This window comes from Agrobacterium sp. El2ro-1b (genome assembly GCF_048298475.1).
GTDB lineage: Bacteria > Pseudomonadota > Alphaproteobacteria > Rhizobiales > Rhizobiaceae > Agrobacterium > Agrobacterium fabrum.
Map to the genome: position 1 here is coordinate 619,400 of NZ_CP103458.1, position 21,148 is coordinate 640,547.

The window sequence follows — 21,148 nt, forward strand, 5'->3', positions numbered from 1 at the left end:
TTCGAGTAATTGAGCCTTATGTTCTGGATTGTCGTTGCGATATTGACGGCGGCTGTCGCCATCGTCCTGATGTACCCGCTGATGCGGAAGACCGAGGCGCCGCAGACGCGCCGCGACGGTGAGGTTGCCGTTTATCGCGACCAGCTGGCCGAGCTGGACCGCGAACGCGCCGCCGGCCTGATCGGCGAAACCGAAGCGGATTATGCCCGCGCCGAAATCGGCCGCCGCCTGCTGGCCGCCGCCGAGGCGGAAGAGGCGACGACGAAAGAGGCCCGGCCGCGCCGGCACAATCTTGCCGCCAGTCTCATAACCATTCTGCTGCCTGCACTTGGCCTCTGTCTTTACATCTGGAACGGCAGTCCGGACACGCCGGACATGCCGCTCGAGGCACGTCTTGAAAGTCCCGGCAACGACATGAACCTGCTGGTCGCGCGGGCCGAGAGGCATCTGGCGCAGAACCCGGAGGATGGCGGCGGCTGGGATGTTCTGGCGCCGATCTATTTCAAGACGCTACGGCTTGGCGATGCCGAGCTTGCCTATCGCAACGCGCTTCGTATTCTCGGACCAAGCGCCGAACGGCTGACGGGCCTTGGCGAAACGCTCGTAGCCGGCAATGACGGCATCGTCATCGAGGCGGCGCGGGATGCGTTTTCTCAGGCCGAACAGCTGAAGCCCGGCAATCCGCGCGCCCGTTTTTATCTGGCGCTGTCGCTGGAACAGGCCGGCAAGGCGCAGGAAGCACGCGCGGCCTTTGCGGCGCTGGAGGCCGATGCGCCGGCCGGCGCGCCCTGGCTGCCGCTGGTGCGTGAACATATTGCCCGGACCGGCGGCGGAGCGACGCCTTCCGCACCCGGCCCGACCGCGCAGGATATGGCTGCGGCCAATGAGATGACGGCCAACGACCGGCAGGCGATGGTCGAGGGCATGGTGGCAAGCCTCGATGCCAAGCTGAAGGATAACCCGGCCGATTTCGAAGGGTGGATGCGCCTTCTGCGCGCCTATTCTGTGCTGAAGAACGAGGCCAAGGCCGGTGAAGCCTTGCGGGCCGGCCTGCAGGCTTTCCCGCCGGAGGGTGAAGAGGGCAGGCAGCTTCTGGCGCTGGCGAAGGAATTGGGCGTTTCCGCCGGACCGATCCGCATGGATGGGCAAAAGGATTCCGCGCCGCAGGGAGTGACGCAATGACCCGCAAACAGAAACGTCTCGCGATCATCGGCGGCGGCATGAGCTTCATCGTGGCGGCCGTGCTGCTGGTCATGTTCGCCTTCGGCCAGTCGATCGCCTATTTCTACATGCCCGCCGATCTGGAAAAGACGCCGGTCAATCCCGGCACCCGCATCCGCCTTGGCGGGCTGGTGGCGGAAGGTTCGATCAAGCGCGATGAGGGCCGCACGGTGAGCTTTACGGTGACGGATGGCGAGGCGACCGTGCCGGTCCGCTATACCGGCATCCTGCCCGATCTCTTCCGCGAAGGGCAGGGCGTGGTGACTGAAGGCATGTTCGATGCCGCCACCCACGGTTTCGTGGCCGACAGCGTTCTCGCCAAGCATGACGAGAACTATATGCCGAAGGAAGTGGCCGACCGGCTGAAGGACAAGGGCCTGTGGCAGCAGGGCGCTGAGGGCGAGGAGCCTTCCAATGCGACGCCGTCGACCAGTGCGGCTTCGGCCGACAAGACCGGAGCGACGAAATGATCAATGAGATCGGCCATTATGTTCTGGTTCTGGCGCTCGGTGTGGGGCTGATCGTCTCGACGCTGCCGGTCATCGGCGCGCGCCGCAACGACCGGGCGCTGATGGATATCGCCTCGCTCGGCTCCGTCATGATGTTCCTGCTGGTGGGTTTTTCTTTTGCCGCGCTGACGCGCGCCTATGCCGTCTCGGATTTTTCCGTGCGCAACGTCTGGGAAAATTCCCATTCGCTGATGCCGATGCTCTACAAGCTGACCGGTGTTTGGGGCAACCATGAAGGCTCCATGCTGCTGTGGCTGCTCATTCTGGTGTTTTTCAGCGCGCTCGTCGCCGCCTTCGGCCGCAACCTGCCGGAAACACTCAAAGCCAATGTGCTTGCGGTACAGGCATGGATTTCGGTTGCCTTCCTGCTGTTCATCCTGCTCACCTCCAACCCGTTTCTGCGGCTGGAGCGGGTGCCGGCCGAAGGGCAGGACCTCAATCCCATCCTTCAGGATTTCGGCCTCGCCATCCATCCGCCGCTGCTCTATCTCGGTTATGTCGGCTTTTCCGTCTGTTTCTCCTTTGCCGTCGCAGCACTTCTGGAAGGTCGCATCGACGCCGCCTGGGCGCGCTGGGTAAGGCCGTGGACGCTCGCCGCCTGGACGTTCCTGACCGCCGGCATCTCCATGGGCTCCTATTGGGCCTATTATGAACTCGGCTGGGGCGGCTGGTGGTTCTGGGATCCGGTGGAAAACGCCTCCTTCATGCCGTGGCTTGCCGGCACGGCGTTGCTGCATTCGGCGCTCGTCATGGAAAAACGCGAAGCGCTGAAAATCTGGACGGTGCTTCTGGCGATCATGACCTTTTCGCTGTCGCTGCTCGGCACGTTCCTCGTGCGCTCCGGCGTGCTGACCTCCGTGCATGCTTTCGCCACCGATCCGAGCCGCGGTATCTTCATTCTCGGCATTCTGACGATCTTCATCGGTGGCGCCTTTGCGCTCTTTGCCTGGCGCGCACCCTCGCTGAAGGCCGGCGGCCTGTTCGCGCCGATCTCGCGTGAAGGCGCGCTCGTCCTCAACAACCTCATCCTGACGGTTTCGACCGCCACCGTGCTGATCGGCACGCTCTATCCCCTCATTCTCGAAACCCTGACGGGCGAAAAAATCTCGGTCGGTGCGCCGTTCTTCAATCTCACCTTTGGCCTTCTGATGATCCCGATCCTGATCGTCACACCGTTTGGGCCGATGCTCGCCTGGAAGCGTGGCGATCTTCTCGGCGCCTTCCAGCGACTGTATGTGGCCGCGGCTGTCGCGGCTCTGGCCGGGCTGGGGCTCTGGTATATCGAAAATGGCGGCCCCGTGCTGGCAGCCCTTGGCATTGCGGCCGGTTTCTGGCTGATCTTCGGGGCGCTCACCGATCTCTGGTATCGCGCCAATTTCGGCAAACTGGCCTTCGGCATTGCATTTCGCCGCCTGAAAGGCCTGCCGCGTTCGGCCTTCGGCACGGCGCTGGCGCATATGGGCCTCGGCATCACCGTGCTCGGCATCGTCATCGTCACCACCTATGAGACCGAAACGGTTCTGGAAATGAAACAGGGCATGGTGGCGGAAGCGGGCGGCTACAGCCTGACCTTCGACGGCATCCGCCACGCCGTCGGCCCCAATTTCACCGAGGATCGTGGCCATTTCACCGTGCGCAAGGCGGGTGTTGAAGTGGCCGACGTCTGGTCGTCCAAGCGGCTTTATACCGCGCGCCGCATGCCGACGACGGAAGCCGGCATCCTGACCTTCGGCCTCAGCCAGCTTTATGTTTCGCTGGGCGATCCCATGGCCGATGGCGGCATGGTGGTGCGCATCTGGTGGAAACCCTTTATCCTCTGCATCTGGGGCGGCACGCTGTTCATGATGGCGGGCGGTTTCATCTCGCTCTCCGACAGGCGTTTGCGGGTGGGTGCGCCGACCCGCAAGGCGAAGCCTGTACGGGCTGCAATGCCGGAGGCGGCGGAATGAGTGTCGCCTCGCTACCCTCATTCCTGTGCTTGTCACAGGAATCCGGCCGACGCGCGTCTGCGCAGCGAGAGAGACCTTCCAGCCCAAGGACCTGGGCTGGCTGGATTCCTGTGACGGGCACAGGAATGAGGGAGTGTGTGGTGGCGCTCGGGCTGCTTCTCACCCTCATCTTCGCTGCAGCTTCTCCCGCTCTCGCCTTTAACCCGGACGAAGTCCTCAAAGACCCCGTGCTGGAACAGCGCGCCCGGAACCTGACGTCGCAGCTCCGCTGTATGGTCTGCCAGAACCAGTCAATCGACGACAGCAATGCCGAGCTGGCGCGTGACCTGCGCGTCCTCGTGCGCGAAAGGCTGGTTCAGGGTGACAGCGACAAGGCCGTCATCGATTATGTCGTGTCGCGTTACGGCGAATTCGTGCTCCTGAAGCCGCGTCTCAGCCTGCGCACCGTGCTTTTGTGGGGCGCGCCCATCGGCCTCACCCTTGCCGGGATTTTCGCCGTCTTCGTGTTTTCGCGCCGCCGCGCCACCCAGGAACACCCACAAAAACTGAGTGCGGATGAAGAAGCGCGGATTCGCAATCTCATTGAAAAATAACCTGATTTCATTTTCGTCCTCGGTTCTTTTTCAACATTACGGATTTTTCATTCCTCAGACACTTCGCCGTAAGGTGTTGCCTCCTATATCTTCATCATCCACCGCTTCCCCGGTCACACGGGTTTCAGTCTGAATGAAGAAAGAAGGTACACCATGTCTCATTCGCAAAACGGCCATTCCTCGCTGAAGACGGCCTCGCTGAAGACGGCCCTGAAGGCCACGACCGTTGGCGGCCTCGCGGCGCTGATGCTGTCGACCGGTATCGCCGCACCGATCCTCCACTCCTTTGCTGCCCCCGTCGAAGTGACCGCACCGCAGGTTCCGAGCTTCGCCAATGTGGTTGATGCCGTCTCGCCCGCCGTCGTTTCCGTTCGCGTCCAGTCGAACGTGCAGCCGGCTTCCGACGATTCCAGCAACTTCTCCTTCAATTTCGGCGGCCGCGGCCTCGACCAGCTGCCGGACGACCATCCGCTGAAGCGTTTCTTCAAGGAATTCGGCGGCCCCAACCAAGATCGCTCCGACCGTGGTCCGAACCGCCATCGTGACGGCAAGGGTCCACTGCGCCCGGTCGCGCAAGGCTCCGGCTTCTTCATCTCCGAAGACGGTTATGTCGTCACCAACAACCACGTCGTTGACGACGGTTCCGCCTATACGGTTGTGATGAATGACGGCACCGAACTCGAAGCCAAGCTTGTCGGCCGCGATCCGCGTACCGATCTGGCGCTGCTGAAGGTCGATGTGAACCGCAAGTTCACCTATGTGAAATTCGCCGATGACACCAAGATTCGCGTCGGTGACTGGGTCGTCGCCGTCGGTAACCCCTTCGGTCTCGGCGGTACGGTGACGTCAGGCATCATTTCGGCCCGCGGCCGTGATATCGGCTCCGGCCCCTATGACGACTATCTGCAGATCGACGCTGCCGTGAACCGTGGTAACTCGGGTGGTCCCGCCTTCAACCTTAACGGCGAAGTGGTGGGCATCAACACCGCCATCTTCTCGCCCTCCGGCGGCAATGTCGGTATCGCCTTCGCCATCCCGTCCTCGGTCGCCAAGGATGTGATCGCCGACCTGCAAAAGGACGGCAAGGTCGAACGCGGCTGGCTCGGCGTGCAGATCCAGCCCGTCAGCAAGGACATCGCCGAATCGCTCGGCCTTGCCGAAGCCAAGGGCGCGCTGGTCGTTTCGCCGCAGTCCGGTTCTCCGGGCGACAAGGCCGGCATCAAGCAGGGTGACATCATCACCGCCGTCAATGGCGACCCGGTCAAGGATGCCCGCGATCTGTCGCGCCGAATCGGCGGCATGGCGCCCAACAGCAAGGTTGAAATCTCGCTGTGGCGTGGTGGCAAGTCGCAGTCCGTGACGGTGACGCTCGGTGATCTCACCAGCGATGAAGCCTCCAAGGCGACGCCAAGCCAGAACGACGACAAAGGCGGCAGCCAGTCCTCCAGCGAGAAGGTGCTGTCCAGCCTCGGCCTGACGGTTTCGCCTTCCGATGACGGCAACGGCCTTGCCATCACCGATGTCGACCCCGATAGCGACGCCGCTGCCCGGGGCCTGAAGACTGGCGAGAAGATCACCTCTGTGAACAACCAGCAGGTGGCTTCCGCAGCTGATATCGAGAAGATCCTCGAGCAGGCCAAGAAGGACGGACGCTCCAAGGCGCTGTTCCAGATCCAGACGGATGACGGCAGCCGCTTCATCGCGCTGGATATCGACCAGGGTTGATAGGCTGAAAGGCGATGCCGGTTCCTTTGGCATCCGGCATCGCATCTCGCTCTTGAGACGGGGCGGTTGAGTATGGCACGGCGTCGCGGCCCGTTTCTTCTCCCCGCCGGGGAGAAGGTGGCCCGAAGGGTCGGATGAGGGGGCTAGCCCTCGTTTTATCTTGACCCTTGCCCCCTCATCCCGCTGCCGCGGACTTCTCCCCGGCGGGGAGAAGAAACAAGCGGCGACCACTCGCTCCACAGGTAGTCGCCCGTCTTGAAGTACGATGGTGCCAATGACCAAGTCTTCGGAGGAAACCTCATGGAAAACAAGGTTCAGGAAATGTCTGTCGCATCTGTTTCCGGTTGTGCGGAAAAGGGCGAGAGCGCTATTGTCCCGCACATGAAGATTCTTGTCATTGAAGACGACCTCGAGGCTGCGGCCTATATGACCAAGGCGTTCCGCGAAGCCGGAATTGTCGCCGATCACGCCAGCGATGGCGAGAGCGGTTTGTTCATGGGCTGCGAGAATTCCTACGACGTGCTGGTGATCGATCGCATGCTGCCGCGCCGTGACGGACTTTCCGTTATTAGCGAGCTGCGCCGCCGCGGTATCGAGACGCCGGTGCTGATCCTTTCCGCATTGGGCCAGGTGGATGACCGCGTGACCGGCCTGCGCGCAGGCGGCGATGACTATCTGCCGAAACCCTATGCCTTTTCCGAACTGCTCGCCCGCATCGAGGTGCTCGGTCGCCGCAAGGGCAAGCCCGAGCAGGACATGATCTACCGCGTCGGCGATCTCGAACTCGACCGGCTGTCGCATGATGTCCGTCGCAACGGCAAGGAAATCCTGCTGCAGCCGCGCGAATTCCGCCTGCTGGAATATCTGATGAAGAATGCCGGCCAGGTGGTCACCCGCACCATGCTGCTGGAAAACGTCTGGGATTACCACTTCGACCCGCAGACCAATGTCATCGACGTCCATGTTTCCCGCCTGCGCTCGAAGATCGAGAAGGACTTCGAGAAGCCGCTCTTGAAGACCATTCGCGGTGCCGGTTACATGATGAAGGACGAGGGCTGATTGGCGAAAATGGCCCGCCTCAAAATATTGTTCCGATCGACAGCGGTGCGCCTTTCGGCGCTTTATATCCTGCTCTTCGCACTCTGCGCCGCCTTCCTCGTCTTTTACGTCACCGCCCTCTCCGAACGGCTGCTGAACCAGCAGACGCGCGATGCCGTGTTGCAGGAAGTCTCGGATGTTCAGCGCATCTATAATCGCGGCGGCATCAACCCGCTGCTGCGGATGATGGAGCGCCGCGCCCGTCAGCCGGGTGCGAGCCTTTACATCATCGCCGGTCCGAACGGCGAAATCCTGGCCGGCAACGTCGCCTCCGTGCAGCCCGGCGTCTTCGACAAGGAAGGCTGGACGGGTTTCCCCTTCCGTTACGAGCGTTATTCCGAAAGCGGCGACAGCGTGCAACATCTCGCCACCGCCAATGTTTTCATGCTGGACAACGGTCTGCGCATCCTGATCGGCCGCGATCTTGGCGAACCGACGAAGTTCAGGGCACTGGTGCGCAATGCGTTGATGGTGGCGCTTGCGATCATGAGCGGCGGTGCCTTGCTCATCTGGTTCGGTATTGGCCGCAATGCGCTGAAACGCATCGACCGCATGTCGGCGGCGACAAAGAGGATCATAGCCGGCGACCTTTCCCAGCGCCTGCCGCAGGGCCGCTCCGGTGACGAATTCGACCGGCTGTCCGGCTCGCTCAACGCCATGCTCGGCCGCATCGAAAAGCTGAACGAAGGCCTGCGCCAGGTCTCCGACAACATCGCCCATGACCTGAAGACGCCGCTGACGCGTCTGCGTAACAAGGCCGCCGCAGCCCTCGATGACAATGACGAGACGAAACGGCGCGCCGCCCTTGAAGGCATCATCGCCGAATCCGATCAGCTCATCCGCACCTTCAATGCGCTGCTGATGATCTCCCGCGTCGAGGCAGGCTCTATCGCCGCTGAAATGACCGATGTGGACATGTCGGCGATTGCCGCCGACAGCGCCGAACTCTACGAGCCGGTGGCCGAGGATGCCGGCCTTGCGCTGGAATCGCAGATAGAGCCGGGCCTTTCCGTGCAGGGCAACCGCGAACTGATCGGCCAGGCGCTTTCCAACCTCATCGACAATGCCATGAAATATGCCTGCGAAGGCGACGGCGACAAAAAACTCGTCGTCCGTCTGGTGAAAGAACCCGAAGCAATCGTGCTCTCCGTTGCCGATAATGGTCCCGGCATTCCCGCCGACAAGCGTGGTGAGGTGCTGAAACGCTTCGTGCGGCTTGATGAGAGCCGTTCCAAGCCGGGCACCGGGCTTGGCCTCTCGCTGGTGGAAGCCGTGATGGAACTGCACGGCGGATCGCTGGTGCTCTCGGACACGGACGCCACCAATACGGCCTGCCCGGGACTGACCATTTCGATGGTTTTCCCCATTTCGAAGCCTTGGTCGAGCGATCTGCGATAATTCGCCGATATTCCCGCGGAAATCTTCCTTCGGGAAATAACTGTCTTTTGAGATTGAATTGAAAGACGAACGGAAGAATATTGTAAGTATTATTGCTGGACTTTATTGGTCGGTTGCATCGTAATCGACAAAGGGTGTGTGACGGATGGCAGGTATAATTCCTTCGGCAAACGGCCGGCATCAACCGATCATCCTGTTCGACGCCGAATGTGTTCTGTGTTCCGCCAATGCGCAATTCGTGCTGCGGCATGACCGGGCCGGCCATTTCCGGCTGGCCTCCATGCAGGGGGCTGTCGGCGCGGAAATCTACCGGCGTTACGGCATGGACCCGAAAAACCCCGCCAGCATGCTCGTTGTCGATGGCGACAGGATGCGGCAGGACAGCGATGCCGTCCTGAGCATCTACGAGGCGCTTGGCATGCCCTGGCGGCTGGTGTCCGTCTTGCGGATCATTCCCGCATTTTTGCGCGATCCCGTCTATCGCTGCTTTGCCCGCAACCGCAACCGCTGGTTCGGAAAGCGCGAACAATGCTGGGTGCCGCCGCCGGAATACCGGGACCGTATCCTTTGAATGGGGCAAGGACCACCCGATCAGGCAATCCCGGCATCGGCAAAAATGTGATGGCGACACGATGAAAATATTGATCCTTGGTGGTTATGGCGTGTTCGGCGGCCGTTTGACGGAATTGCTTGCCGATATTTCCAGCGTTGAAATTCTTGTCTGCGGTCGCAGCCTTGCACGGGCGCAGGCCTTTTGCGCTGGATGGCACGGAGAGGCGCATTTACGTCCCCTGATGCTTGATCGCCGCGATATCGCCGAGGCCTTGCGCATCTACAAACCCGATCTCGTGGTCGATGCCTCCGGGCCGTTCCAGAATTACGGCGACGCCTGTTACGCCGTGATCGAGGCCTGCATAGAAGCTGGAACCGATTATCTCGATTTTGCCGATGCCGCCGATTTCGTTTTCGGGGTGAGCCGGTTCGACACGCGAGCCAAAGCCGCCGGTATTTTTGTACTGTCCGGCGTCAGCAGTTTCCCCGTCCTGACGGCGGCTGTGCTGCGCGAGATGGCAAAAACCATGGAGATCGCCACCGTCGAGGGCGGCATTGCGCCATCCCCCTATGCCGGGATCGGTCTCAACGTCATGCGTGCGGTCGTGGGTTATGCCGGTGCGCCAATCAAGCTCTGGCGGCATGGCAGGCTGGCGCACGGCATCGGTCTGGCGGAAAGCATGCGTTTCACCGTGGCCGTGCCCGGCAGGCTGCCGCTGCGCAATATTCATTTTTCGCTGGTCGATGTGCCGGATCTGCAGGTGATCCCGCCCGAACATCCGTCGATGACGGATCTATGGATGGGTGCCGGTCCGGTTCCGGAATTTCTGCACCGCATATTGAATCTTCTCGCGAAAGTTCGGGCGCGGTTCGGCCTTCCTTCCTTCGCGCCGCAGTCACCGCTCTTTCATGCCATGCTGAACCGCATGCGGTTTGGCGAACATCGCGGCGGCATGTTCGTTCGCGCAAAGGGCAGGGCATCGGGCACGCCGGTGGAGATGAGCTGGCATCTGCTGGCCGAAGGCGATGACGGCCCCTACATTCCCTCCATGGCGATCGAGGCCGTTATCTGCAAGATGCTGAATGGTGAGCCGCCGCAGCCCGGCGCACGCGCCGGCACTGGGGCACTGGAACTGACGGATTACGACCGGCTCTTTCAAAGCAGAACCATCTTCACGGGGTTTCGCAGAGAAGAACCCGGTGCGCCGTTGTTCCGCAGGCTTCTCGGCCCGGCCTTCGATGATTTGCCGCCGCTTGTGCGGGAGTTGCACGACAGCAATGAAGCGCGAGAGTGGCGCGGCGTTGCAGACATACGACGCGGAAAAGGCGTGCTGGCGCGCATGATTTCCGCGGTTCTCCGCTTTCCGCCGGCGGGGAAACGGGTGCCGGTGAGCGTCGCCTTCACACCGGAAAACGGGACGGAGCGCTGGATACGGAATTTCGGCGGCAGACGCTTCTCGTCCATGCTTTCGGCAGGAACGGGCAAGGATCAATATCTGCTGGCGGAGCGCTTCGGTTTCGTCACCGTCGCCTTGGCGCTGGTGATCGATGGCGGCCGGCTGGCTCTCGTGCCCCGGCAATGGCGACTTCTGGGTGTGCCTTTGCCCGGCTTTCTTCTGCCCCAGGGCGTGAGCTTCGAGGCCGAAACGAACGGTCGTTTCTGCTTCGACGTTGAAATTTCCTTGCCCTTCGTCGGTCTCCTCGTTGCTTACAAGGGCAATCTTGAACCGGCTGCCGCTTCCATCGGGCGTAGCGGTCCCAGTGAAGCGCCGTGTAGCGCTTCACTGGGTTGAGGGGTGCGTAGGGGACAGGGACGCTTCCTCAAGGCATCAAGCGACACGACTGGCGGTGCATGGCCCGATTTTGCCGCTCAGAACGTGTAGGACATGCCGATCATGGCGAAGGGCTGGATGTCTTTCTTGGTCAGCGGGCTGTCCTTGGCGTCGCCAATCAGGAAGCCGGCACCACCCATCCCCGTCACCGACCAGTTTTCGGTCATCATGTAAGACTGGCATCGATGCGCTTGAAGCCGGCCTTGGCGTCATAGCGGCGAAGGCCAGAGCGGGCAGATTGCGCCGAAGTCACGCCAAAATAGGATTTCATATGTTTGTCATCGGCCCAGGTGGCGGAGAGGTCGGCGCCGAGGATGAACTGGTCGACCTTTTGCGAAACGCTTGCGCCGATGGTTGCGGTCAGGCCTTCGCTACCTCCAATAGTTTTGTCCACCTTGGCGTAGATTTCGAAGGGCTCGACACTATAGGCGATGACGCCGCCGACGACGCCGCCGGCCTTGATGTCGCCCAGACCGCGCAGGTTCTTCCGGTCATCCTTTTCCTTGCGGCCACCTTCCCAGCCCCCCTTGATGCCAAGCCTGAAACCGTTCTGGTTCAGGAGGTTGACGGTGGCGCCGCTGAAATCTGCGGTGAAGACGTCCCCGTAATTGACGGAGATAAGCGGGACGGCGCCCACTTCCAGCTTGTCCGAACCTTTATATTTCGGGGCGTAGGCCGCGCCGACGCCGAGCGTGATTTTCCACTCACTGGACTTGCTGTAGCGGGCATTGTCGAAACCCGTGCCCGGATCAGTCATGCGGTCCGATTTGCCGATATTGGCGGCAAAGGCCGGGGCATGGAGCGCCCCGACAATCGGCAGGGCGGCAAGGCAGAGCGCCGCAGCGCGCAGTTTTTTTGAAATATCATCTTAAAAATCTTCTTCATGATCCTATTCGTTGCAGCACCAGGCCTCGGAAACCGGGGGAGTCGGGTTTCGTTGAGGATGACGCTACGCGGGCACAATTGCGGAGACACTACGCGGTCACGGGCCTGGTAAAACATCGCCGTCGGCGGTTTTCTGGTCGCAAAGCGCGCGGCATTTGTTACAACGCCAGAGAGGCGCGCCGGCAGGCTTTGGCAGGACGGGCGGAAGAGGGAGAGAGACAGTGACGAAACGGGAAACCGTCGAAAGGCGGCTGAGCGAGGTTCTGCCGGGCGTGATCCGCCCCTATACGCAGACGGAACTGAAATCCGTTCTTTCGACGCTGAAGGACATCGGCAAGGCCGAGCCGGCGGTGGCCACGCTGCTGGCCGGCGAAAGCCCGCTAAAGGATTTCATCGCTGCCGCTTTTACCCTGTCGCCCTATTTGCGCGACATGGCGGCGGCAGATGAGGGGCTTCTGACGCTGGCGATTTCGAAACCGCTGGAGCCGCTGCTGACTGATCTGGTCCGTGACGCTCGCGATTGCTGGAAGCCCACCGAGGGCGCCATACCCGTCGAAAACGAGGTGATGTCACGGCTTAGAATCGCCAAGCGGCGGCTTTCCTTCGTTGCGGCCCTTGCCGATCTCGCCCGCATCTTCACCGCCCGCGATACGACGCGCTGGCTGAGCGACATGGCGGATGCATCGCTCTCTGCCGCCATCGACCACCTGCTGCTCTCCGCCCATGAAAGCGGCAAGCTGAAGCTGAAGAATGTTGCAGCACCCAGCGAGGGTTCCGGCCTGATCGTGCTCGGCATGGGCAAGCTTGGCGCGCGCGAGCTCAACTATTCCTCCGATATCGATGCCGTCGTGTTTTTCGAGCCTTCGGCCGGCATCATCGACGATCCCTATGATGCGACCGAGAATTTCGGCCGCATGATGCGCCGCCTCGTGCGCATCATGCAGGAGCGCACCGCCGATGGTTACGTCTTCCGCACTGATCTCCGGCTTCGGCCAGACCCCGGCTCAACGCCGCTCGCGATCCCCGTGGAGGCGGCGCTGCTTTATTACGAGGGCAGGGGCCAGAACTGGGAACGTGCCGCTTATATCAAGGCGCGGCCGGTTGCCGGCGATATCAAGGCGGGCGGGAACTTCCTGCGCGAGCTGACACCCTTCATCTTCCGCAAATATCTCGATTATGCGGCGATTGCCGATATTCACTCCATCAAGCGGCAGATCCATGCGCATAAGGGCCATGGCGCCATTGCGGTGAAGGGCCACAATGTCAAACTCGGGCGCGGCGGCATCCGCGAGATTGAGTTCTTCGCGCAGACGCAGCAGCTTATCGCCGGCGGCCGCATGCCGCCGCTGCGCGTGCGCGCGACCGAGGAGGCGCTGGCAGCGCTGACCGAGGCGAAATGGATCGACGCCGAAACACGTGACAGCCTGACGGAAGCCTACTGGTTCCTGCGCGAGGTGGAGCACCGCATCCAGATGGTGCGCGACGAGCAGACCCATGTGCTGCCGGATACCGAGGCCGAATTGAAGCGCATCGCCTTCATGCTCGGTTTCGAGGACACCAAGGCCTTTTCGGAAAAGCTGGAAGAGGTGCTGCGGTTGGTGGAGCGGCGTTATTCGGCGCTGTTCGAGCAGGAAACGAAACTTTCCGGAGAGGCCGGCAATCTGGTTTTCACAGGGCAGAAGGACGATCCCGATACGCTGAAAACGCTCTCCACGCTTGGTTTTCAACGGCCAGAGGATATTTCCCGCGTCATCCGCACCTGGCACAATGGCCGTTACCGGGCGACACAGTCGGTCGAGGCGCGTGAGCGGCTGACGGAGCTGACGCCCGATCTGCTCAGGGCTTTCGGCGAAAGCAAGCGGGCGGATGAGGCGCTGCTGCGCTTCGACAATTTCCTTTCGGGCCTGCCGGCGGGCATCCAGCTTTTCTCGCTGCTCGGCAATAATTCCGCACTCCTGTCGCTGCTGGTGACGATCATGTCTTCGGCCCCGCGTCTTGCGGAAATCATCGCCGCCCGCCCGCATGTGTTTGATGGCATGCTCGACCCGGCGCTGATGAGCGACGTGCCGACCCGCGATTATCTCGCCCACCGCATGGGCAATTTCCTCTCCAACGCCCGCCATTACGAGGATATTCTCGACCGGCTGCGCATCTTTGCCGCCGAACAGCGGTTCCTCATCGGTGTCCGGCTGCTGACCGGCGCTATTCGCGGCGAGGTCGCCGCCCGCGCCTTCACCCACCTCGCAGACCTGGTGATCGAGGCGGCGCTGAATGCGGTGCTTTCGGAAATGGAGGCGGCACATGGGCCTTATCCCGGCGGTCGCGTGGCCGTCATGGGCATGGGCAAGCTCGGCTCCTTCGAGCTGACAGCGGGGTCGGATGTCGATCTCATTCTGCTTTACGATTATGACGACACCGCCCAGGAATCCACCGGCGCCAAACCGCTTGATGTGGTGCGTTATTTCACCCGCGTCACCCAGCGGCTGATCGCCGCCCTGTCGGCCCCGACGGCGGAAGGCGTGCTCTACGAGGTCGACATGCGGCTGCGCCCCTCCGGCAATAAAGGCCCGGTGGCGACCCGCATTTCCGCTTTCGAGAAATACCAGCGGGAGGAAGCCTGGACCTGGGAGCACATGGCGCTCTCCCGCGCGCGCCTCATTTGCGGCGATGCTTCGCTGATGGAGGATGCCCGCAGCATCATCGCCTCCATCCTTTCGCAAAAGCGAGATGTGGCCAAGGTTTCCACAGACGTGCTGGACATGCGCAGCCTCATCGAGCAGGAAAAACCGCCGGAAAACAACTGGGATTTCAAGCTCATCAATGGCGGGCTGATCGACCTCGAATTCATCGCCCAATATCTGACGCTGATCGGGCCGGTAAAGGGCCTTGCTGTGCACGAACCGGGCCGCAACACGGCGGAAGCGCTGCAGGCGCTCGCCGCACCCGTGATGGAGAGCCAAGCCTTCGACGACTGCATGGCGGCGATGGGGCTCTACACGGAAATCTCGCAGATCGTGCGGCTGTGCATCGATGGCGCCTTCAATCCGAAGGAAGCGCCGGCCGGATTGATCGATCTTGTGTGCCGGGCCGGGGATTGCCCTGATATCCCGACGCTCGAGGGAGAGGTGAAGCGGTTGTCGAAGGCGGTGCGGAAGGCGTTTGTGGCGGTGGTGAAGAATGGCGGGTAGCTCGGCGGGTGCCGCTTCACCCCCCTCTGCCCTGCCGGGCATCTCCCCCTCAAGGGGGGAGATTAGCTAGAGGCTAGCGCTCACCCATTCGCAACGTAAGAGATGGCCGAGAGGCCGCCCCATGTCGATCTCCCCCCTGAGGGGGAGATGCCCGGCAGGGCAGAGGGGGGTAAACAGCACTCGCCAACGCAAAGGTGCGCAAACCACGCCCACCAACCTTCAATGCACCGTCCCACACACCCCCGCCGCATGCGGAATGATGATCGTCACCACCGTACCGCGGCCCTCACACGAGCGGATTTTCATCGTACCGCCATGCAGCTTCACCAGCGAGCGGGAAATCGCGAGTCCGAGGCCGGAGCCGCCCTGGCTCTTGGCATATTGGCTCTGCACCTGTTCAAAGGGCTGACCGATCTTTTGCAAGGCCTGCGCCGGAATGCCAATGCCGGTATCGGCGATGGTGAGGATCATCGCTGCCTCATGCACATGGGTGCGCAGCGCGATGCGGCCGCCATCGCCGGTGAATTTCACGGCGTTTGAAAGAATGTTGAGCATGATCTGCTTCATGGCCCGGCGGTCGCCCTGCATCGTTAGACCGGCGCAGACCTTCTGCTGCACGGTGATGTTCTTCTGCTCGGCCTGAATGGCGGTCAGCCGCAGGGTTTCCTCGATCAGCGGTGCGAGATCGATGGTCTCACGGTTGATGCGCATATGGCCCGCCTCAATCTTCGACATATCGAGAATGTCGTTGATGACGTTCAAGAGGTGTTTGCCGCTGTCATGGATGTCGCGGGCATATTCCGAATATTTCGGCGAGCCGACCGGCCCGAACATCTCGTTTTGCAGGATTTCGGAAAAGCCGAGAATGGCGTTGAGCGGCGTGCGCAGCTCATGGCTCATATTGGCGAGGAATTCCGATTTCGCCCGGTTGGCGGCCTGGGCGCGCTCTTTTTCGGCAAGATAATTGGCGTTGGCGTCGGAAAGCTCGGTCTTCTGCCGCTCCAGCTTGTGCTGTGAGGCGGAGAGATCGCCGATGGTAGCCATCAGACGGCGCTCGGAATCGCGCAGGCGTTCCTGATGGCGCTTCAGAAGCGTGATGTCGGTGCCGACCGAGACGAGGCCGCCATCGCGGGTGCGGCGTTCGTTGATCTGCAGCCAGCGGTCATCGGCAAGCTGCACTTCCGTGGTGCGCGACAGGCCGGACTGATCCGGATCGGCAACGCGCCGTTCCACGACCGGGCGGGCGGCGGCGGCATGGACCGTGCTCTTTTCGGTGCCGGCCACCAGCACACTATCAGGCAGGCCATAGGCCTTCTGGTAATGGATATTGCACATCACGAGGCGATCGTTCTTGTCCCACAGCACGAAGGCTTCCGAGGTGGATTCGATGGCGTCGGCAAGGCGCTGGTCGGCTTCGGCATAACGTTGTGCAAGACGGTGCTGTTCGGTGACATCCATGGCGATGCCGATGACGCGTGGACCGTTATTGGTGCGGATCACCTGGGCGCGGGCCCGCAGCCAGACATAGTGCCCTTTGGAATGACGCATGCGAAAAATCTGGTCGATCTGGCGCAGGTTACCGCAGCCGACGGCGCGTGCCAGTTCATAGAGGTTGCCGTCTTCGGAATGCATCATCCGGGCCGCATCGGAAAAGGAAAGTGGTGCGGCCTTCGGCGGCAGCCCAAGAATTTCGTAGAGCGAACCGGACCAGAACATGCGTCGGCTGGAAAGATCGAAATCCCACAGACCGCAGCGACCGCGCGAGAGCGCCGTCTCGACCCGCAGGTTCGATTCGGCGAAGATGTCGTCGGCATCGCGGGCGCGCTTCACCTGCATGTAATAGGCATAGAGCACGACGAGCAGGATGGAGGAGATGCCGGCAAACAGCGTCACGTTCATGGCGATTTCGCTGCGCCAGAATGAGCGAATAGGCTGCAGCGAGCGTGCCGCGATCACCATCGCGCCGTCATCGCCAAAGGGGATCATCGTCGCATAGTGCTGCTGGCCGTCTATATTGGTCTCGATGGTGCCGGGCGCACCGGGGAAACGCTGCACGATGGCGATTTCGGGAAGCAGGGCCGGCAGCGAGGTGCCGACATAAAGCGAGGCTTCCTTGCCGGCGCCCGCGAAGATGCGGCCATTGCTGCCGGAGAGCAGCACCATGGTGCCATCGGCAAGACTGCCCGACGGCAAGGCGGCGACAAGGCTCGCCTCGGCGCGGGTGCGATCCTGCGCGGTAAAGATCGTATCATTGTTGAGAAGCGCTGCCTTGGCGGTGAGCGCCGTCAGCGCGGTGGAGTGGCGGGCGGCTTCTTCCATGCGGCCATATTCTGCGGTGATGCCCAGCATGCGCGAGGCCGCGACGACGACAAGGAAGGCGAGGATGAGAATGGGGATCAGGCGTTTCAGCAGGGTCTCGACCTGCGGCATCGGGCGGTCGGAGCCATTCATCAAACCCATCAGGTCGCTGGAAAGCCTTTCGCCCCAGGCCGCAAGATCAGAAAATTTGGCATACGGCCGCTCATCGCCCGCAGTCGCCCGCCGCACGTTCGTCATTGTCCCGCCTTTTAGAAGTCCCCACTGATTCGAAGCGCCGCCGCTCGAATATCCCTAATGAATCAAATGCGATTCGCCGTGTCCAGAGGCAAAAGTTAAAAGAATTTTAACCCCTTGAACCGACTCCGTATTTTTTCGGGACAATCTGTGCCTGCCTTCGGGAAAGCGGGATTCATGAAGAAAAACAGTGAGCCGCACCTCAATTCCGGGCGGTGCGGGGATGTGGTTAAACGCCGTCGAAAGCATCCAGTGCAGGCCCGAGCGCGCCGATCACGCCATTGCCGGCGGCGGGGAGGCCGGTGAGAACCGCGCTGATGATATCCTCGCGGCTTGCACCGCGCGCCTTGGCTTCCATCACATGAAAACCGATGCCGCTTTCCAGGCGCAGTGCGGCCAGAATGCCGATATAGATCAGGCTCTGCGTTTTCACATCCAGCGTGGAGGCCGCACCGAGACCCTGAATGGCCTGAAACCATGCCGCCTTGTGGGCCGGGGCATCGGTCATGAAGCGCTGAAACGAAGCGCTGGTCCTCGACATGTCCGTCATCTGCAATTCCTTTCTGATCGCGGGCGCCTTCGGCCCTTCGCACAGCATGATGCCGCCCAATGCATGACGCCGCCTTGATGGAAATCAAGACGGCGTCATGGCATGGATCAGAATGGTAGGGCAGCTTCGGCGGATGTTCAGCCCTTCAGGATGCGTCCGACAATATCGCTCACATCCGTCGACAGGCCCTTTGCCTCGGCAATGGTCGAAAGCGCGGCTTTCGCGTGTTCGGCACGGCTTGCCTCCAGCGACCGCCAGGAGCGCATGGAGGTGAGAATGCGGGCGGCAAGCTGCGGATTGCGCTTGTCGATGGCGATGATTTGCTCGGCGAGGAAGCGATAGGCAGCGCCATCGGCACGGTGGAAACCGGTGGGGTTGGCGAAGGCGAGCGTGCCGACCAGCGAGCGCACCCGGTTCGGATTGGTGGCGATGAAATGTTTCGATTTCATCAGCGTCTTGATGCGGTCAAGCGCACCGTCGCCGGGAATGGCGGCCTGCAACGAGAACCACTTGTCGAGAACGAGCGCATTGTCGGCAAAGCGCGTTTCGAAGGCGGCAAGGGCTTCCTTCGTCTCGGCGCTGTCAGGGAAACGCTGGGTCAGGACACTCAGCGCATGTGCGAGATCGGTCATGTTGGTGGCGTCGGCATAGGCCTTCGCCGCCCGCTCCGGCGTTCCCTCGGCAAAGGCGAGGAAGCTCAGGGCGCCGTTTCGCAGGGAACGGCGGCCGGCGCTGTCGGCATCGGGGCTGTAGGCCTCGCCATTAGCAGCACCATCGGCAAGGCGCCGCAGCGTTTCGATGCCGGCCGCGGCAATCGCCGCGATCGTGGCATTGCGTGCCTTGTGGATGGCGTCGGGATCGGTGTTGCCACCGAGTTCGCGGGCGATATCCGTTTCGCTCGGCAGGGCCAGCGCCTGCGCCCGGAATGCCGGTTCCAGCGCGTCGTTGCCGACGATTTCGATAAGCGTGGCGGAGAGATCTGCATCCGTGCGGATTTCTTGGCCGTTCTGCACCGCCCTGGTGGCGGCAATCAGCGCCGGCAGGGCGAGATCGGTCAGCGCCTGGAAACGGGCGAACATGTCGGTTTCATGCCGGGCGATCTGCACCAGATCATCAGCATTCTGTTCGAAATCCAGATTGATCGGCGCCGAGAAACTGCGGTTGATCGACAGCACCGGCCGCGAGGAAATACCGGAGAAGGAGAAGGTCTGGTTGCGTTCGGTCAGATGCAGCACACCATCGCGATATTCGCCGCCTTCGACGGCCTGCGGTTCGGCGATCTGGCCGTTATCGAGGATCAGCGCCAGCGATAGCGGAATGTGGCGCGGCTGTTTTACCGGCTGGCCGGGCGTCGGCGCCACGGTCTGTTCCAGCGTCAGCTTGAAGGCGGCATTGCCGGCATCATAAGCGCATGAGACGGAGACGAGCGGCGTGCCAGCTTCCGTATACCACAGCGAAAACTGCGACAGATCGCGGCCGCTGGCGTCAGCGAAGCTCTTGACGAAATCCTCGACGGTTGCCGCTTCGCCATCATGACGCTCGAAATAGAGGTCCATGCCCTTCTTGAAATCGTCAGCGCCGAGAATGGTGGCGATCATGCGGGTGACTTCGGCGCCCTTTTCATAAACGGTCGTTGTGTAGAAATTGTTGATTTCACGATAGGTGTCCGGGCGCGGCGGATGCGCCAGCGGGCCGGAATCCTCCGGGAACTGCTCCGATTTCAGATGGCGCACATCGGCAATGCGCTTGACCGGGCGCGAGCGCATGTCGGCGGAAAATTCCTGATCGCGATAAACCGTCAGGCCTTCTTTCAGGCAGAGCTGGAACCAGTCGCGGCAGGTGATGCGGTTACCCGTCCAGTTGTGGAAATATTCATGCGCGATGATGCGCTCGATATTGGCGTAATCCGCGTCGGAGGCGGTTTCCGGGTCGGCGAGCACGAATTTGTCGTTGAAGACGTTGAGACCCTTGTTCTCCATCGCGCCCATGTTGAAATCGGATACGGCGACGATCATGAAGATATCGAGGTCGTATTCGCGACCAAAGCGCTCTTCGTCCCATTTCATCGAACGTTTCAGCGCATCCATGGCATAGGCCGCGCGTGGCTCCTTGCCGTGTTCGACGTAAATCTTCAGCGCCACAACGCGGCCGGACATGGTGGTGAAGGTGTCTTCCACCACGCCGAGATCACCGGCAACCAGTGCGAAGAGATAGCTAGGCTTCGGATGCGGATCGAACCAGGCCGCGAAGTGACGGCCTTCGTCGTAATTACCACCGCCGAGGAAATTGCCGTTCGAAAGCAGTAGCGGATTGCCTTCCTTCGCCGCGATGATCGTCACCGTATAGGGCGCCAGAACATCCGGGCGGTCAGGGAAATAAGTGATGCGGCGGAAGCCTTCCGCCTCGCATTGGGTGCAATAGACGCCATTGGTGCGATAAAGCCCCATCAGCTGCGTATTGACCTGCGGGTTGATGTAATTGGTGACGCAGATCTCGAAGGGAGATTCGGTCGGCAGGTCGCGGATCGTCAGGCTATCGGGCGTCGCCTCATATTGGCCGGCGGGTAGCTCCACCTGGTCGAGCAGCAGGCTGGAAAGCGTCAACTCGTCGCCATCGAGAATCAGCGGTGCCTGCTGGTCTGCGCCTTCGCGCCGGTTAAAGATCAGACGGGCTTCGACCTTGGTATTCTTGGGGTCGAGTTCGAAGGTGAGATCCACCCGCTCCAGAACGAAATCGGTGGGGCGGTAATCTGCCAGGTGAACGATCTGGCCCGTGTCTGTTCGCATGACTATCCCTGAATAACTTGGCGTGGTCTTCCCGGCATCATGTCGTCATAAGGCCCGGATGTAAAATAGGTGGAGTATTCGTCACGTTCATGTGCGCATCGGAGGACATTCTGTCCCGCCATGGAAGGCTTTGTCGGCCCTGCAGACGATCCTCCCGCCGCCGGACATCAGGACCATCGCAGCAAATGTTGAACGATTGCTGAAATTATATTTTATTTTCTTCAAATTTTAGCGGTGTCGCTAGCGCTCTGATTTTTTGTTCATCACGCCAGCTTGGATCAGGTGCCGGTCGATGCGTTTTACGCGCAG

General features: G+C 61.4%; 13 protein-coding genes and 1 pseudogene. 10 read left to right on the forward strand and 4 right to left on the reverse strand.

Annotation, left to right across the window (positions count from 1 at the left end; translation table 11 throughout):
• Positions 1-18: 18 nt before the first annotated feature.
• The 9 genes from ccmI (at position 19) to NYR50_RS03140 (ending at position 10,838) form a co-directional block, all read left to right on the forward strand.
• The gene (gene ccmI, locus NYR50_RS03100; RefSeq protein WP_418137244.1) at positions 19-1,182 is read left to right on the forward strand and encodes a c-type cytochrome biogenesis protein CcmI; all 1,164 of its coding nucleotides are present in this window, start codon (positions 19-21) and stop codon (positions 1,180-1,182) included.
• Positions 1,179-1,691 carry a cytochrome c maturation protein CcmE gene (gene ccmE / locus NYR50_RS03105; RefSeq protein WP_418136742.1) on the forward strand — a complete coding sequence of 171 codons (513 nt, stop codon included), beginning with the start codon at positions 1,179-1,181 and terminating at the stop codon, positions 1,689-1,691. The genes ccmI and ccmE overlap by 4 nt, the downstream gene beginning before the upstream one ends.
• Positions 1,688-3,679 carry a heme lyase CcmF/NrfE family subunit gene (locus NYR50_RS03110; RefSeq protein WP_418136743.1) on the forward strand — a complete coding sequence of 664 codons (1,992 nt, stop codon included), beginning with the start codon at positions 1,688-1,690 and terminating at the stop codon, positions 3,677-3,679. Before ccmE ends, NYR50_RS03110 begins: the two co-directional genes overlap by 4 nt.
• 125 nt (positions 3,680-3,804) lie before the next feature.
• Complete coding sequence (locus NYR50_RS03115; RefSeq protein ID WP_174009073.1) at positions 3,805-4,272, forward strand: cytochrome c-type biogenesis protein; 468 nt, start codon at positions 3,805-3,807, stop codon at positions 4,270-4,272.
• A gap of 153 nt (positions 4,273-4,425) precedes the next feature.
• Positions 4,426-5,997 carry a Do family serine endopeptidase gene (locus tag NYR50_RS03120; protein WP_006311305.1) on the forward strand — a complete coding sequence of 524 codons (1,572 nt, stop codon included), beginning with the start codon at positions 4,426-4,428 and terminating at the stop codon, positions 5,995-5,997.
• Positions 5,998-6,297: 300 nt separating this feature from the next.
• A complete protein-coding gene (locus NYR50_RS03125; protein ID WP_418136744.1) occupies positions 6,298-7,056 on the forward strand; it encodes a response regulator transcription factor in 759 nt (252 codons plus the stop codon).
• A 9-nt stretch (positions 7,057-7,065) separates the two neighbouring features.
• A complete protein-coding gene (locus tag NYR50_RS03130) occupies positions 7,066-8,493 on the forward strand; it encodes a sensor histidine kinase (protein ID WP_418137245.1) in 1,428 nt (475 codons plus the stop codon).
• A 145-nt stretch (positions 8,494-8,638) separates the two neighbouring features.
• Complete coding sequence (locus NYR50_RS03135; RefSeq protein WP_418136745.1) at positions 8,639-9,064, forward strand: thiol-disulfide oxidoreductase DCC family protein; 426 nt, start codon at positions 8,639-8,641, stop codon at positions 9,062-9,064.
• Positions 9,065-9,125: 61 nt separating this feature from the next.
• On the forward strand, positions 9,126-10,838 hold the full coding sequence (locus NYR50_RS03140) for a DUF4166 domain-containing protein (protein WP_418136746.1): 1,713 nt from the start codon (positions 9,126-9,128) through the stop codon (positions 10,836-10,838).
• 77 nt (positions 10,839-10,915) lie between these two features.
• Here NYR50_RS03140 and NYR50_RS03145 read toward each other — a convergent pair.
• Positions 10,916-11,762 (reverse strand): annotated as a pseudogene (locus tag NYR50_RS03145) (MipA/OmpV family protein).
• Between the two features lie 221 nt (positions 11,763-11,983).
• Here NYR50_RS03145 and NYR50_RS03150 point away from each other — a divergent pair.
• Positions 11,984-14,950, forward strand: a complete 2,967-nt coding sequence (locus NYR50_RS03150) for a bifunctional [glutamine synthetase] adenylyltransferase/[glutamine synthetase]-adenylyl-L-tyrosine phosphorylase (RefSeq protein WP_418136747.1) — start codon at positions 11,984-11,986, stop codon at positions 14,948-14,950.
• Between the two features lie 219 nt (positions 14,951-15,169).
• Here NYR50_RS03150 and NYR50_RS03155 read toward each other — a convergent pair whose 3' ends face one another.
• The 3 genes from NYR50_RS03155 to pepN form a co-directional block, all read right to left on the reverse strand.
• Entirely contained in the window at positions 15,170-17,506 is a 2,337-nt protein-coding gene (locus NYR50_RS03155; protein ID WP_174008039.1) for a PAS domain-containing sensor histidine kinase, read from the reverse strand.
• A gap of 226 nt (positions 17,507-17,732) precedes the next feature.
• Positions 17,733-18,053 carry a carboxymuconolactone decarboxylase family protein gene (locus NYR50_RS03160; RefSeq protein WP_418136748.1) on the reverse strand — a complete coding sequence of 107 codons (321 nt, stop codon included), beginning with the start codon at positions 18,051-18,053 and terminating at the stop codon, positions 17,733-17,735.
• 137 nt (positions 18,054-18,190) lie between these two features.
• Positions 18,191-20,839 (reverse strand): aminopeptidase N, encoded by a 2,649-nt coding sequence (gene pepN, locus NYR50_RS03165; protein ID WP_418136749.1) that lies wholly within the window; start codon positions 20,837-20,839, stop codon positions 18,191-18,193.
• Positions 20,840-21,148: the final 309 nt, after the last annotated feature.